Source organism: Anaerobacillus sp. QJM3NY_17 (genome assembly GCF_056173665.1).
This window is the reverse complement of record NZ_CM149685.1, coordinates 3213486-3228907: the sequence shown is the minus strand read 5'-3', so window position 1 is coordinate 3228907 and position 15422 is coordinate 3213486. Positions and strand designations below refer to the sequence as shown.

The window sequence follows — 15422 nt, the reverse complement described above, 5'->3', positions numbered from 1 at the left end:
GCATGACAACATTTTATATTCATTTTGTAGACTCAGATGTATCATTAAAAGCAGAGGTGCTTTCTGAGCAAGCTCCTTCTACAACGGAGGCTTTTGTTCAAGCACTATCTGAGCCGATTGAAACTGCAGGCACACATGCGATGTATACTGGCAGAGAAATTTCAATTCAATTACCTGTTGATACGTGTCAAGACAGCAAGCTTCATGATCCTGCGAAGGAAAATTTAACGTGCTTCCCTACGCCTGGTGATATACTTTTTACGTTTATGCCAGCATATGCCTGGGGTGGAAATCCATCGCCAATCTATGACTTTGGTCTTTTCTATGGAAAGGAAGCGAGAACCTTCTTTCCAGCCGGTTGGTTGCCTGGGAATTTATTCGCTAGAGTTGTAAAGGAAGATTTAGAAGAGCTCGAAGAAATGGGGAGGATGATTCACATAAAAGGGAGGCAAAAAGTGATTCTATCACTTGAGTAGCTGCTTAAAAAGCAATAGGTGATTGGGCTAATACTCCGCGCATTTGCTATATAAATGCGCGGAGTATTTCTATTATAAAATGGTCTTCACAATAGAACTTTCTCTAAAACGACACTCTTTTTCCCAAGAAGTGTTATTGACAGTCAATCTAATTCAAATGTATTATTAATATACTATAATAATGATTTAATATACAATTAATACTAATTTCCATTTTCGTTAGAATTTGTAAAAAAATATCATTATAGTAATAAAACCTCTTATTTGTTGAATTTAGGTTATCGGTTTTTTTAAGTTTCAAATAAACCAGCCAATCCCATTAGATTAGCTGGTTGCATATTTATGAATTATGTTAAAGATCGTAATGTAGTGAGACACGCGTCAATATCCTCAGTTGTATTGTAAATATGGGGTGCGATCCGTATAACATTCTGTCTTGCTGAAACGATGAACTTGGCTTTCTTCATTTGCTCCTCAATTTGATGAGCAGCGTCCACGTAAATGGCTGTATTCGACCCTTTTTGAATGGCGCGATCAGGACTTGCTAGACGAAATCCTAACTCATCTGCTTTAACAATTGTATAAGCTGATAGCTTTTGCAAGTGCTGTTCAATCTGTTCCATTCCGATTTTCTCAATGAATGAAAGAGCTGCTTCAGCAATATAAGCGTTTATAACAGGAGGGGTCCCTGTATTGAAACGTTGGGCTGATGGAGCATATTCTAGCTCTTTTAATTTGAAGTCAAAGGGATTTCGCTGTCCAAACCATCCTGTAGTTGTCGGTTGCAAATGTTCTGCTACTTCTTTCTTCACGTATAGAAATGAAATTCCTGGTACACCTAGTAGGTACTTTTGCATCCCGGTCATAAGGATGTCGATTCCCATTTCCTGAACATCTATTTTTACGTTCCCAGCTGATTGATATGCATCTACCATGAGAAGAGAGCCATTTCGATGGGCAATTTCACCAATTTGTTTTACATCGTGCTTAAATCCATTGTAATAAGAAACGTGAGGAATACAGGTTAAAGCAGTATCTTTTGTGATAAATTTCTCGTAATGCTCAAGTGGGATTGTATGGTTCTCTTCAGGTATATAAGTTATACGGAAGCTTTGAGCTTGCTGCTGAGCCAGGAGTGCTTGACCAATGCAAGGAAAGTCCATTTCGGTGACGCAAACATTCTTCTCCTTTAGGTCCAGCGCATGTAGAACACTTGAAATCGAATCTGAAACGGATGAGAGGACAGCAACTTCATGTGGAGAGCAATTGATAAGCTTAGCAAATTTTTGTTTCGCTGCATTTACTTTGTCCATCCATAACTCCCACGACATGCCATCTTCAATCAAACTATCTTTGTAGTTCTCAATCGCTGTAATCACGTCATATGACAATGCACTTTGTGAACAGCTTGAAAGCATGACCTTCTTTTGTAAAATTGGAAATTCTGCGCGAATTCTAGTCGTTACCAGAGTTTTCATTAGCACTTATTCCTTTCATATGAGGTGAAGAACATGAATGATATCTTACAAGAGTTTAGCTTACTTAATCCCTGGTTTGATCATTTGCCTTACACCTGGACAGATTTGTTTGAAAATACAGATAAGGTATCATTTAGAAAGCATGAAACTATTTTTATTCAAAATGAAGTTGGTTCCTACATTTATTTGATTGAAAGTGGACGAGTGCGGCTTTTCTTAATCTCTCCAAATGGAGAAGAAAAAGCGCTTTCGATCGTTGGGCAGAATGGCATTATTGGTGAATGCTCTTTGAATCAAGATTCACGTCATGCGTCAAATGCGATCACTGCTTCAGATGTTATTCTTCGAAGAGTACCTAAAAAGCAATTTATCCAGTTTCTTTCTGCAAAACCTGAATACATCCTCCAGACTTTAGATTTAATTACAAGAAAATACCGTTTACTTTGTTCTCAAACGCTTCATCTAAGTTACATGAAAGCACTACCAAGAGTATGCGCCGCCTTTATTCAACTTTCAATTCAATATGGAGAAAAGGTAGGAGAGAATAAAGTGAAAGTATCTATTAGCTTTACGCATCAAGAAATGGCAAATTTATTAGGAACAACTCGAGTAACGATTGCGAAAAATATTAAATGGCTCGAAAGTGAAAATTATATTGTAAAAAACGGTAAATCCTACATCATCAATAATATTGAAGATTTAGCAGAGCTTGCTAATGAACAAATGATGCTTTTATAGTTGTATTATAATTAGAAGATTCAGAAAAAGATGTAAAGTGGTTAACAAAATGACTAGAATATTAGATGTTGATGTTGAAAAAACAATAATTGTTATCCTCGTTTATTAAAATAAATAGATTACAAACTGGTAGATTATAAAAGCGCTTTTCACTATTGTGAAGCGCTTTTTGCCATGTCTATATCTATGAGAGCTTTTTAAATCAACCACGACCACACGTTTCCTTTCAGTCTGTGACATCCCTCACTTTTCTTCTTCTTTCTGATTCAACTGTCGAAATTCGCACACAAGACAGACAAAAACCGTTCAAATTCATCTGCTCACTCATTTTAGCGTCTAAGGTAACCTAAGGAAGAAGCGAAAAGAGACTTTTGTCATAGGAGAATGTATCTAAATGGTGATTATTTACGTATTAGTTACTTTGCGCGTATGTGAATAGTCATTAGAGATGATGGAGGGGGATTTAGTATGAGTGAACTATTTCTAGCAAGACTACAATTCGGATCAACAACGATTTTTCACTTTTTGTTTGTTCCATTGTCGATTGGGCTTGTCTTTCTAGTAGCGGTCATGGAGACGCTTTATGTTGTGAAAGGAGAAGAAGTGTATAAACGAATGGCGAAATTCTGGGGGCACTTGTTTCTCATTAACTTTGCTGTTGGGGTAGTGACGGGGATTATCCAGGAATTTCAGTTTGGGATGAACTGGTCTGAGTATTCTCGATTTGTTGGAGATGTGTTTGGAGCTCCGCTTGCGATTGAAGCGTTGCTTGCCTTCTTTATGGAATCAACGTTTATTGGTTTATGGATTTTTGGATGGGAGCGGTTATCGAAGAAACTTCATTTAATGTGTATTTGGCTCGTCTCACTCGGAACGTTGATGTCAGCGTTATGGATTTTAGCAGCGAATTCATTTATGCAGGAACCAGTAGGTTTTGTGATTCGAAACGGAAGAGCAGAGATGAATGATTTCTTCGCACTCCTTACGAACCCGCAGCTATTCGTCGAATTTCCACACGTAATCTTTGGTGCACTTGCAACCGGTGCTTTTTTTATTGGAGGCGTGAGTGCGTATAAAATTCTCCGTAAACAGGAAGTCGAATTTTTTAGAAAGTCATTTAACATTGCCATGATTGTCGCATTTGTTTCAGGTATGGGTGTTTCGTTTAGTGGCCATGCACAGGCGAAGCATTTAATGGAATCACAGCCAATGAAGATGGCGGCTAGTGAAGCGCTATGGGAAGACAGTGGAGATCCAGCAGCCTGGACGGCTTTCGCGTTGGTTGACTCCAAAAATCAAGAAAATTCATTTGAAATCAACATACCTTATGCACTCAGTTACCTTGCTTATGAAGAGTTTAGTGGTGAAGTACCGGGTATGAAGACCTTGCAAAAAGAGTATGAAGAAAAATACGGAGAGGGGAATTATATTCCTCCAGTTAAAACGACTTTCTGGAGCTTTCGCATTATGGTGGGTGCTGGAATGCTAATGATTTTCACTTCATTCCTCGGGTTGTTACTAAATTTCTACAAAAAGCTTGAGGGTAGCCAATTTTACTTAAAAGGAATGGTGTGGCTCATTTCGTTTCCATTTATTGCGAACTCAGCTGGATGGATTATGACGGAAATCGGACGTCAACCGTGGACGGTATTTGGATTGATGACAACTTCTGCGTCTGTCTCTCCAAACGTATCAAAGGCGTCCTTGCTTTTCTCATTCCTATCGTTTACTGCGATTTATACGATTCTCGCTATCTTACTCGTTTACTTATTCGTTCGTGAAATTAAAAAGGGATCAGAACATACTGCTCATGAGGACAAAGAAGTGGCAGTTGATCCGTTTGATCAGGGGGCCTATTTATGATCGCACTTAATGAACTGTGGTTTATACTCGTTGCTGTTTTGTTTGTTGGGTTTTTCTTTCTCGAAGGGTTTGATTTCGGTGTGGGTATGGCCAGTCGTTTCCTCGGAAGAAATGAGCTAGAGCGGCGAATAATGGTTAACACGATTGGACCATTCTGGGATGCGAATGAAGTGTGGTTATTAACAGGAGGAGGCGCAATATTTGCGGCGTTTCCACACTGGTATGCAACGATGTTCAGCGGTTATTATATACCGTTTGTGTTTGTCCTTCTTGCGCTTATCGCTCGTGGAGTTGCCTTTGAATTTCGTGGAAAGGTGGATACCCCTAAGTGGATCAAGTCGTGGGACTGGGTTGTTTTCGTTGGAAGTATTATGCCGCCATTTCTATTTGGGGTTCTTTTTACAAGTATTTTAAGAGGAATGCCAATTGATGAACAAATGAATATCCATGCGGGTTTTAGTGATTATGTCAATGTATACACGGTATTAGGTGGGGTAACGGTGGCCATGCTTTGTTTCTTACATGGACTTGTATTTCTCACTCTGAAAACTGTTGGAGATCTTCAGAAGCGTGCGAGAAAATTAGCGAGCAAAGTGATTTATGGTGTTCTGGCTTCATTAGTCGCTTTTGTTGGACTTTCATATTTTGAAACGGATTTATTCAGCAACCGCGGTGTTATAAGTGTAACGCTTATTGCTCTGATTGTACTCAGTTATTCTTTGGCGATCGTATTTTTGAAAAAGCATCGTGATGGGTGGGCATTTGGAATGACTGGCGCAGGGATCGCATTAACGGTTTCAACCATATTTGTAGCATTATTCCCACGCGTAATGATTAGCTCAATCGATGCCGCTTATAATTTAACCGTTTATAATTCTTCTTCTGGAAACTATTCATTAAAGGTGATGACCATCGTGGCGCTCACGCTTCTTCCTTTTGTACTTGGTTATCAAATCTGGAGCTATTATGTTTTCAGAAAGCGTGTAGATGGTAAGGATATGGTTTACTAATGGGTAAAATTCTATTTCAATTAAAAGATGTCAAAAAGGTGCTGTTTATCCTAACGGTATTAACCGTTATTCAAGGGACCGTGATTATCCTGCAGGCGAAATGGCTTGCAGAAGCAGTAACAAGACTCTTTGATGGAGAAGCACTGCAACGGATTTTATTCGTTGTTTCGCTTTTCCTCATAGCTTTTATTATCAGGCATCTTGTTAAGTTGATCATGACCAAAGTAACCGATCGTTATGCTGCTCAAACGGCTGCTTCTATAAAGAAAGATGCCATTGCAAAATTGTTTGCGTTAGGTCCACGCTATGCAGCGAAATGGGGAACAGGCAATCTTATTACGTTATTAATTGACGGGGCAAAACAATTCCGACTTTATTTAGAGTTATTTATTCCTAAATTAACGGCCATGCTTATTGTTGCTCCGCTTGTCCTTATCTATGTTTGGACTCTTGATGTGACGTCAGCTATTATTTTAAGTCTCACTCTACCAATATTGATTGGCTTTCTGATCTTACTTGGATTAGCTGCGAAGAAGAAGGCGGATAAGCAGTGGAGCACACATCGCATTTTATCTAATCATTATGTTGATTCCCTTCGTGGACTTGAAACTCTGAAGTATCTTGGATTAAGTGGAAAACACGCCAGAAGCATTCAAGAAGTGAGTGAGAAGTATCGGAAATCGACGATGAGTACGCTTCGAGTAGCTTTTCTTTCTTCATTTGCTCTCGACTTTTTTACAATGTTAGGAATCGCTACAGTCGCTGTATTTCTTGGATTGCGACTTGTAGAAGGAGAGATATCTTTAATGCCAGCTCTTACGATTTTAATTCTTTCTCCTGAATTTTTTCTTCCAGTTCGTGAGCTAGGAAATGATTATCATGCAACGTTGGATGGACAAGATGCAGGAAGAAGGTTATTGGATATGATTCAAACACAAGATTTTAAAGAAGAAAATGGAGCGATTCCTCATTGGTCTGATAAAGACCTTTTAACGATTCAAAATCTTTCCGTAGATCATGGAAATGAAAGAAATGCTCTTCAAAACGTCTCTTTTTCAGTAAAAGGAAAGCAGAAAATAGGGATCATTGGAGAAAGTGGTTCTGGTAAATCGACTTTGATTGACATATTGGGAGGGTTTCTTGAAGGAAGTGAAGGGACCATTGAGATAAATGGTCAGGAATTGGACCATCTAAAGCATGAGGAATGGCAGAAGCAGTTATTTTATATCCCGCAGCACCCTCATCTTTTTCATGATACTTTAGCAAATAATATCCGTTTCTATAATCAAGATGCTTCATTAGAAGCGGTCGAACGCGCAGCAGAGGCAGCTGGTTTGAGGAAAGTCCTTGATCATCTTCCTAATGGTTTAAACGAAAAGATCGGGGAGGGCGGAAGAGAATTAAGTGGTGGTCAGGTACAGAGAATCGCGTTAGCTCGCGCATTTCTTGAAGATCGCTCCATTCTACTTCTAGATGAGCCAACAGCCCAGCTTGATGTTGAAACAGAATACGAGATAAAGAAAAAGATCCTTCCCTTATTAGAAGATAAACTTGTTTTCATGGCCACGCACCGTCTGCATTGGATGAGAGAGATGGATCTGATTCTTATGCTTGAAAAGGGTAAAGTGGTTGAGTTTGGTACTCATGAAGATCTCATGTCTAGAAGAGGTAGCTACTATCAAATGGTGTATTTGCAAATGGAGGGGGTCTCATAATGGAGAAGAAAGGATGGATTCTTCCCTATTTAAAAGAGAATGCAAAGCTCTTCTCGCTTGTCATCCTGCTTGGTTTAGTGACAGCATTTTCAGCAGCCTTTCTTATGTTTACATCCGGATTTCTCATTTCTAAAGCTGCCACTAGACCGGAAAATCTTCTATTAATCTATGTGCCAATTGTTGCGGTAAGGACATTTGGCATATTACGTGCTGTTTCAAGATATAGTGAGAAGTTGCTAGGTCACCATATTATTTTAAAGGTTCTTTCACATATGCGCTCTCGATTATATGAAACCATTGAACCGAGAGTTTTAAAAGAAGGAGCCAGTATAAAAACAGGAGATCTCCTTGGTGTGATGGCCGAGGACATTGAATATTTACAAGATGTTTACGTAAAGACGATCTTCCCTTCTGTGATCGGTTTCTTTTTATATGCAGTCGCGATAGGAATGCTTGGAACTTTCTCCTGGGTATTTGCGGGATTAATGGCCACCTATGGCTTTATTCTCGTCTTTCTCTTTCCTTTAGTGTCCTTATTAGTTACCCGTAAAAATGTAGCAATGCTAAAAAGTCGTCGTAGCTCTCAATACAGCACGCTAACAGATGGTGTGGTTGGAATTGGAGACTGGGTCTTTAGCGGTCACCAGAAAACGTTTATTGAAAATGTTGAAAAGGATGATGCGGAGATTTATAGGGAAGAGAGACGTCGGTCTGCTTTTGTTTCTTATCGAAATTTTGCTGCTCAGTGTGTTGTTGCAATCATTGTTTTATCTATGCTTGTTTGGACAGGAAATCAGAGTATGGATGGACAGATTTCCCATACGCTAATTGCCGCATTTGTTCTTATTCTCTTTCCATTAACAGAGGCCTTTCTTCCACTCTCTGATGCTGTGAGTGAACTTCCAGGATATGAAGATTCGATTAATCGATTGAAAGGATTGTCATTGGAGAAACCTTCTGAGGAAGAATATGATGAGAAAAGCGTTTGGAAAAACAGTCATCTTCGCTTTGATAAGGTTAGTTATCAAACGAACAAAGGACAATGGATACTCAAAAATATCAATCTAGAAATACCTCAGGGAACAAAGCTTGCTATTCTTGGTCCGAGTGGTTCTGGTAAAACGAGTCTTCTTAATCTTATGAAAGGAATCTATTCTCCTTCTGAAGGTAGTGTGTCTATAAACGGTTTAGAGACAGCTCTGACTAATGGGAATAAACAACAGTTAAGTGTACTAAATCAACAGCCTTATCTTTTTGATACATCGGTATTGAATAACCTTCGACTCGGGAAGCCATCTGCTACAGATGAAGAGGTATATGAAGCGGCGAAAAGCGTCCAACTTCATGACTTTATTGTTGCATTACCTGAAGGCTATCAAACTTCTATGGAAGAAGCGGGAATGAGATTCTCGGGAGGAGAGCGTCAACGAATTGCACTAGCTCGTATTTTGTTGCAAGATGCACCGATCGTCCTTCTGGATGAACCTACTGTTGCTCTTGATCCTCGAACGGAACAGGAATTACTCTCTACAATTTTTCACGTTCTTGATGGTAAAACCGTTGTTTGGGTTACACACCACCTTGTTGGAATGAAAAGAATGGACCAAATTCTGTTTATGGATGAAGGTGAAATTGTAATGGAAGGAAAGCATGATGAGCTGCTCGTGTCGAGTGACCGCTACAGAAGGCTTTATGAATTAGACACGCCATTTCAATTAAAGAAAGTTAATGATGAAATGAAAATGATAGGATAAAAGACCTTGTAAAGGGAATGCAAGAGCATGATTGAAAAGAATTCATTTAATTTTGTTCTTTTTGAAGAACCTAAAATAAGGGTTTTTACTAGTTTGTTGACATAATTGTAATAAACACATGACGTAAATAGGTATTAGGTACTATATTGTGCAAAGTTTATAAAAACCGTATTAATCTGTCATATTTATGTAACCGACTTGTTATTGGACTAAAATCACTGTGTTATATTTGCCTGTTATCATGTGGAACATGGGTGATTGAGAGATAAACAAACCAACACCAATATTAAAAACTCTCAGGAGGAATGTATACATGGTAGCTCGTAAAAACATTGTAAGAAACGTGGTTACATCCACAGCACTAGCTGGAATGATGTTTGCTAGTCCAGTAGTTTCAGAGGCGGCACTAGGAGATCAAACACTTTCTTATGGTGAAAAACACGGCGACGTTGTCGAGTTACAGGATGTACTGTCTGCCAAGGGGTATTTCAACTATGATGAATCCACAGGATACTACGGATCTATTACTGAAGGTGCTGTAAAGCAATTCCAAAAAGAGCACGGTCTTTCAGTTGATGGTATCGCAGGTCCAAATACATTTTCAGCAATGCAAAGCGTAAATAATGGACAAGCTATGCGTACGCTCGTTCAAGGTGATCACGGTCACCAAGTACAAGCACTACAAGAAGAGCTTGGCGGTTATTATAACTATACAGTAGACGGAATTTATGGTCCTATCACTGAACAAGCAGTTCGTGCGTTCCAAGCTGACAATGGTCTATCGGTAGATGGTATTGCAGGTAAGAACACGTGGTCTGTACTAAACGGTGGTAGTGCTCCAGCACCGAAAGAAACAGCTAATAAGGAAGCAGTTCAAACATCTACTACTTCTAATTCCACGCCTGCAAAAGAATCAAACACTGAAAGTAAGTCTTCACAGGCAAGTGGACAAGAAATTCAGATGGAAGCAACAGCTTACACTGCTTTCTGTACAGGATGCTCTGGTGTAACAGCAACTGGTATTGATTTGAGAGCTAATCCAAATCAAAAAGTAATCGCTGTTGACCCTGATGTAATCCCACTAGGTTCTAAAGTATATGTAGAAGGTTACGGAGAAGCCGTTGCTGGTGATACTGGCGGCGCAATCCAAGGTAATCGAGTTGATCTATTCATGGCCGACCAACAAGATGCACTAGACTTTGGTCGTAAAACAGTTACTGTAACGGTAATGGACTAATTAAATAAAAGATAACTGCCTGATTAAGAAATCAGGCAGTTTTTTTTATCCTTAATGAAAGCTACATAATATAGAAGGTGATTTCCAACTCCATTACCTAGTTTCCCGGGTGGTTTTTATGTTTTCTTTCTTATGATATAGTTTCAAAGGTTTGAAATTGTATTGTTTGAGAGGGGCTTTTCAATGCGAAATAAAATCATTCGGTGGAGTTTCTTTTTCGTAGGTCTCGCTGTTCTTGGTCTAGGGATTGCAATGACCATTAAGGGGAAAATATTTGGAATTGGTCCCTGGGATGTTTTTCACTATGGCTTATTTAAGCAGTTTGGATTAACGATCGGAAGCTGGTCTATTCTAACTGGGTTTATTATACTAAGCTTCACTTCACTTTATACAAGGTCACTTCCGAAAGTGGGGGCTTTTCTAAATATGCTGCTACTGGGATTATTTATTGATTTCTTCTTATATGTTTTACCAGATCCTGAAACATTGTTGGCACAAGCCGTCATATTCATTGTCGGTGTTGTTGTGCTAGGTTACGGTATTGGTTTATATGTAACGTCTGGTCTCGGTGCTGGACCTCGCGATGGTATTATGTTACTCATTGTTGAAAAAACAGGTTGGCGCATTGATTGGGTTAGAAATGGTATCGAAATTACTGTGTTACTCCTCGGTTGGATGCTGGGAGGACCAGTTGGTATTGGCAGTATTATCATTGCTTTTATGCTAGGTAAGATCATTCAATTTGCACTACCTCAGTGTAAAGCGTTACTAACAGCGATATTGCATTATCAACATCCTGTGTCATCTAATGAATCCTCTTATTAAGCTGATCAATGATTCAAAAAGATCAAAGAACGATAATCATAACAAAAAAGCCTACCAATAATTCTGGGTAGGCTTTTTTCTATTCATTTTTCTCGTAGATACTATTCTTTTCCACCAATTTGGAGAGGGAGGGCTATAGAGTTAATTTCTGATGATCTCTTCTTTCAATTCATGTTCTTTAATATAAGCAAGCGGAAGAAGAGAACTTTCGAAATCGAATGGTTTTAACTCTTTTCCGGTTGAAAGACGATTTGGATAGTCAGGGTTTGCGAGAGCGCTAGTACCAAGGCTAACAAAATCACCTTCTTTGCTTCCGATAAGGTTAGTTGCTTTATCTGGATCACCTAGCTGTCCATTTGCGATCACTGGAATGGAACTGAAGGCTTTCGCTGCCGCAGCTAACGTTTTCGTTCCCTCTCCAAATGCAGGTTGAGTTGCATCAGGATCTGTGACGTGGATGTAATCAAGCTCTTTTTCTAGAATGGAGAAAATGGTTTTAGCAGATTTTTCGCCTTCAGGCCATTTATAAGCCGGGTCAGCAACTTTGATTTGAGATATACGAATGCCAACTGTAAAGTCCTCTCCTACTTCATTTCGAACATCTTCAATCACTTCAACTAGAAGTCTCAGCCTGTTTTCAAGTGATCCACCATATTCATCGTTTCGATGGTTTAAATAGTCTGTTAAGAATTGGTCAAGAAGATATCCGTTGGCCCCATGAATTTCAACACCATCAAATCCAGCTTCTTTTGCATGCCGGGCAGCACTGATAAAGGAGTGTCTCACTTCCTTAATATCGTCGATCGAAAGGGGTGTTGGTTTATCAAAGTGACCTGATCCTCCATAAAAGCCAAGCTGTTCTCCTTTGGGAGGAATATTAGAAGGTGCTACAGTTACATCTGAATATGCATTCCCTTGACTTTGTCCACCTGCATGCATCAGTTGGGCAATTATTGGAGTTCCGAACTCGTGAACGGAAGACGTGATATTTCTCCACGTCTCAACGTGGTTTTTATTTGTTAACCCGGGCTGGTTTAAATATCCCTGGCTATATCTTTCATCCGTATAGATGCCTTCAGTGATGATAGCACCAAATCCTCCTTTCGCAAAACGCTCATAATAATTGCGCATTGTTGTTGTTGCGCTACCGTCATCTGTTGCCGTTATTCTAGTCATTGGAGCGACGATAAAGCGATTTTTTAATGAAATCTTTCCTAGCACTTCTGAAGTATATAAGTTTTCATATGTCATGATTATCATCCTCTCTTTTATCGTGTGTATGGAGTAATTATAAGGGGGGAGCCTTAGATTACACGAAAGTTATGCTCAGTATAGTAGAATCCTCAATGGCTACTACTTCATAGAAAAACCACCCTTTTCTTTAAAGGGTGGTTTAGAGTACGTTTATCTGATTTGTCCAGTACCTGTCATGCAATATTTAATCGTTGTTAAAGCAGGGAGACCCATAGGTCCTCTAGCATGTAGTTTTTGGGTAGAAATACCGATTTCCGCCCCAAAGCCTAGAGCAGAGCCGTCTGTAAAGCGAGTGGATGCATTGTGATAGACTGCAGCCGCATCTACAAGACTGCGGAATAGGGATGCAGATTTAGCATCTTCTGTAATAATCGCTTCAGAATGCTTCGTGCCATACTTTTCAATATGATCAATTGCCTCTTCAGTGTTTTCGACTGTTTTGATTGCAATTTCAAGACCAAGGTATTCGTTACTCCAGTCATCTTCATCAGCAAGTACAGCATCTTTAAACGTGTTTACGATATGCTCATCACCATGAACTTTAATGTTATGATCAGCTAGTGATTTTTCAAGAACGTCCAGATTTTCTTCAAGCCATTTCTTGTGAACGATTAGTGTTTCAACTGCATTACATACAGCTGGCCGATCTGTTTTGGCATTAATCAAGATGTTTATTGCCTTCTCAGCTTCAGCTGACTGATCAAAATAAATATGACAGTTACCTACGCCTGTCTCTAGTACTGGGACAGTTGCATTGTTCACGACTGTATTAATTAGAGCGCCGCCTCCACGAGGAATTAGAACATCAATGTGTTCTTTCATCGTAAAGAGTTGACTCGTTGCTTCGCGATCAGTTGTAGCGATTAGTTGAACCGCGTCTACAGGGATTTTGGTTTTTGGAAGTGCTTCATGAATTACGCGAACAATCCCTTTGTTGGAATTAAGAGCGTTAGAACCACCTTTGAGGACGATAGCGTTTCCTGATTTAAGTGCAAGACCCGTCGCATCAACGGTTACGTTTGGACGTGCTTCATAAATCATACCAATAACGCCGAGCGGGACGCGGACTTGTTCGACTTGCATGCCGTTATCAAGTGACCAATCAGAAATGACTTCTCCAACCGGATCTTCTAGCTCTGCCACTTCGCGAAGACCATTAGCAAAGTCTTTTACGCGTTCTTTAGATAAGCTTAAACGATCCATAAACGCTTCTGTAAAGCCTTTTTCTTTACCGCGCTCAAGGTCTTTCTTGTTTTCATTTAGGATATAATCTGTTTCTTTTTCGAGCTCATCGGCAATAATCAGTAGTGCCTGATTTTTTTCCTCAGTTGTAAGCAAGGAGAGGGCTTTGGAAGCCACCTGTGCTTGCTTTGCTTGTTCTTTTACATTTACTTTAATCGGATCTAGAGTAGTCATCAAACGCCTCCTATATTTTTTTCTTCTATTTTATCTCAGACGTATAGGGCAGTAAAAGGCTAATCTTAAAATATAGGTTCATCTAAATGAAAAGATTAGAATTAACTGTCCCTAATGCTGTAATGAACGATTGATGAAGGGGAAAACCCCTCACAATCATCGTTCTTTTTATTATGAACCGAGTGGAATAGCTAGCTGATCGTGATAAACAAAATCATTGATATGAACGGCTTCTTTCACTGAAATATCAATAAGCTCAGAAATTTCTTCAGTTGGAAGTCCTTTAATCATTTTCAAATGCTTGGAAGAATAGTTTGTAACACCCAGACCTATTTCTTCACCATCCATATCTGTCAGTTTCACAACTGCCCCTGGCTTAAAGTGCCCGTGTACATAATGAACGCCTACAGGTTGAAGACTCCGTTCATGTTCAGAAATCTCAGAGCTTGCTTTATCAGTCACGATGACTTCACCTTCAGGACCTGAATTGAAGGCTATCCATTGTTTCTTGTTATCAAGCTCGGTTTGACCTTCTGGGGTAAAGTAAGTTCCAGTTGCTGTTTGATGAACAGCATTATAAATAATTCCTTTAGTTGTTGCGTTTCCAAGGAAAGAAGGTGTACCTGATGCCATAGCAATCTTGACTGCATCAATTTTCGATCTCATGCCACCAGTGCCGACAGAACTACCAGGTTCTCCGGCAGATTCTTCGATTTCTGGAGTAATTTCAGTTACGTGCTCTAACAGTTTAGCATCCGGGTTCTTTCTCGGATCTTCACTATATAGTCCATCTATATCAGAAAGAATAATAAGCTGATCGGCACTCACAAGTGCAGCGACTTTCGCTGAAAGGGTATCATTATCTCCGAATTTTAGACGTTCAACTGTTACGGTATCATTTTCATTAACAATTGGAACGATTCCTCGTTCTAAAAGTACATTAATAGTGTTTCTTGCGTTGTTGTATCTTTTGCGATCAGAAAAGTCACTGCGCGTAATCAGAATTTGTGAAGCAGTGTAGCCGTGAGATATGAAACGTTCTGAGTAAGCTTCCATTAACAGTCCCTGACCGATTGATGCAGCGGCCTGTTTTTCTGAAAGTGATGTTGGACGTTCTAAGCATCCTAGTCTGCGATATCCAGCAGCTACTGCGCCAGAAGATACTAGAAGTACTTCATGTCCTTCATCTTTAAGCATTACAATGTCATCTACTAGTCGTTCAAGTTTTCTTCGGCTAATGTCTCCGAGTCTGCTCGTTAAAGAGCTGCTTCCGATTTTAATTACGATTCGTTTCTTTTCGTCGTTTAGATTCATTATTTCACTCCTATATAACTTGCCGTTAAATGTGTGATTGCTTTAATCAATTGACTCTATGAGTATAACAAACGCTTATGTGCTGACAACAAGACTTGCCCAAATAGTCCGAATAAGTGGAGAATAACTAAGAATATGGACGATGTTTGCTCTAAACTCGTTTAACATACGCTTAGAAGATGAGAGGCTTGCTCACCACTCCATATAAGAAGTGAAAAACATGAATTATTTACAATAATATCCATTTTATTCGCGGAGCTGTATAAGTCTAGTGAAGAACTTTTGCTTAATGTAAGGGTTTTCATTTGTGGAATTGTATAAAGTGACTGTTTTATACAAAGC

The 15422-nt window shown here is 39.4% G+C and carries 12 protein-coding genes; 8 read left to right on the top strand and 4 right to left on the bottom strand.

Annotated elements, in window-relative coordinates; translation table 11 throughout:
• Positions 1-2: 2 nt before the first annotated feature.
• The gene (locus AC0VYV_RS16860) at positions 3-476 is read left to right on the top strand and encodes a DUF3830 family protein (RefSeq protein ID WP_224882634.1); all 474 of its coding nucleotides are present in this window, start codon (positions 3-5) and stop codon (positions 474-476) included.
• 347 nt (positions 477-823) lie between these two features.
• On the opposite strand, the gene AC0VYV_RS16855 is transcribed toward AC0VYV_RS16860, so the two are convergent.
• Positions 824-1954, bottom strand: a complete 1131-nt coding sequence (locus AC0VYV_RS16855) for an aminotransferase class V-fold PLP-dependent enzyme (RefSeq protein WP_475372788.1) — start codon at positions 1952-1954, stop codon at positions 824-826.
• Positions 1955-1987: 33 nt separating this feature from the next.
• Between AC0VYV_RS16855 and AC0VYV_RS16850 the strand changes: the two genes are divergently transcribed.
• The 7 genes from AC0VYV_RS16850 (at position 1988) to AC0VYV_RS16820 (ending at position 11096) form a co-directional block, all read left to right on the top strand.
• A complete protein-coding gene (locus tag AC0VYV_RS16850) occupies positions 1988-2692 on the top strand; it encodes a Crp/Fnr family transcriptional regulator (RefSeq protein ID WP_475372787.1) in 705 nt (234 codons plus the stop codon).
• Between the two features lie 468 nt (positions 2693-3160).
• The gene (locus AC0VYV_RS16845) at positions 3161-4555 is read left to right on the top strand and encodes a cytochrome ubiquinol oxidase subunit I (protein ID WP_475372786.1); all 1395 of its coding nucleotides are present in this window, start codon (positions 3161-3163) and stop codon (positions 4553-4555) included.
• Positions 4552-5565: a cytochrome d ubiquinol oxidase subunit II gene (gene cydB, locus AC0VYV_RS16840; protein ID WP_475374000.1), complete on the top strand. Its 1014-nt coding sequence runs from the start codon at positions 4552-4554 to the stop codon at positions 5563-5565. Before AC0VYV_RS16845 ends, cydB begins: the two co-directional genes overlap by 4 nt.
• Positions 5565-7280: a thiol reductant ABC exporter subunit CydD gene (gene cydD / locus AC0VYV_RS16835; protein WP_475373999.1), complete on the top strand. Its 1716-nt coding sequence runs from the start codon at positions 5565-5567 to the stop codon at positions 7278-7280. Before cydB ends, cydD begins: the two co-directional genes overlap by 1 nt.
• Positions 7280-9034, top strand: a complete 1755-nt coding sequence (cydC, locus tag AC0VYV_RS16830; protein WP_430241836.1) for a thiol reductant ABC exporter subunit CydC — start codon at positions 7280-7282, stop codon at positions 9032-9034. Before cydD ends, cydC begins: the two co-directional genes overlap by 1 nt.
• A 313-nt stretch (positions 9035-9347) precedes the next feature.
• Positions 9348-10271, top strand: a complete 924-nt coding sequence (locus tag AC0VYV_RS16825) for a peptidoglycan-binding protein (protein ID WP_303535378.1) — start codon at positions 9348-9350, stop codon at positions 10269-10271.
• Between the two features lie 183 nt (positions 10272-10454).
• Positions 10455-11096 (top strand): YczE/YyaS/YitT family protein, encoded by a 642-nt coding sequence (locus AC0VYV_RS16820; protein ID WP_475373998.1) that lies wholly within the window; start codon positions 10455-10457, stop codon positions 11094-11096.
• Positions 11097-11237: 141 nt separating this feature from the next.
• Here AC0VYV_RS16820 and AC0VYV_RS16815 read toward each other — a convergent pair whose 3' ends face one another.
• From AC0VYV_RS16815 to proB, 3 genes are all read right to left on the bottom strand, one after another.
• On the bottom strand, positions 11238-12347 hold the full coding sequence (locus AC0VYV_RS16815; RefSeq protein ID WP_475365671.1) for an oxidoreductase: 1110 nt from the start codon (positions 12345-12347) through the stop codon (positions 11238-11240).
• Between the two features lie 153 nt (positions 12348-12500).
• Positions 12501-13766 carry a glutamate-5-semialdehyde dehydrogenase gene (locus AC0VYV_RS16810; RefSeq protein ID WP_430241839.1) on the bottom strand — a complete coding sequence of 422 codons (1266 nt, stop codon included), beginning with the start codon at positions 13764-13766 and terminating at the stop codon, positions 12501-12503.
• A 171-nt stretch (positions 13767-13937) separates the two neighbouring features.
• Positions 13938-15080, bottom strand: coding sequence for a glutamate 5-kinase (gene proB / locus AC0VYV_RS16805; protein ID WP_194219151.1), 1143 nt, complete (start codon positions 15078-15080; stop codon positions 13938-13940).
• Between the last annotated feature and the right edge of the window lie 342 nt (positions 15081-15422).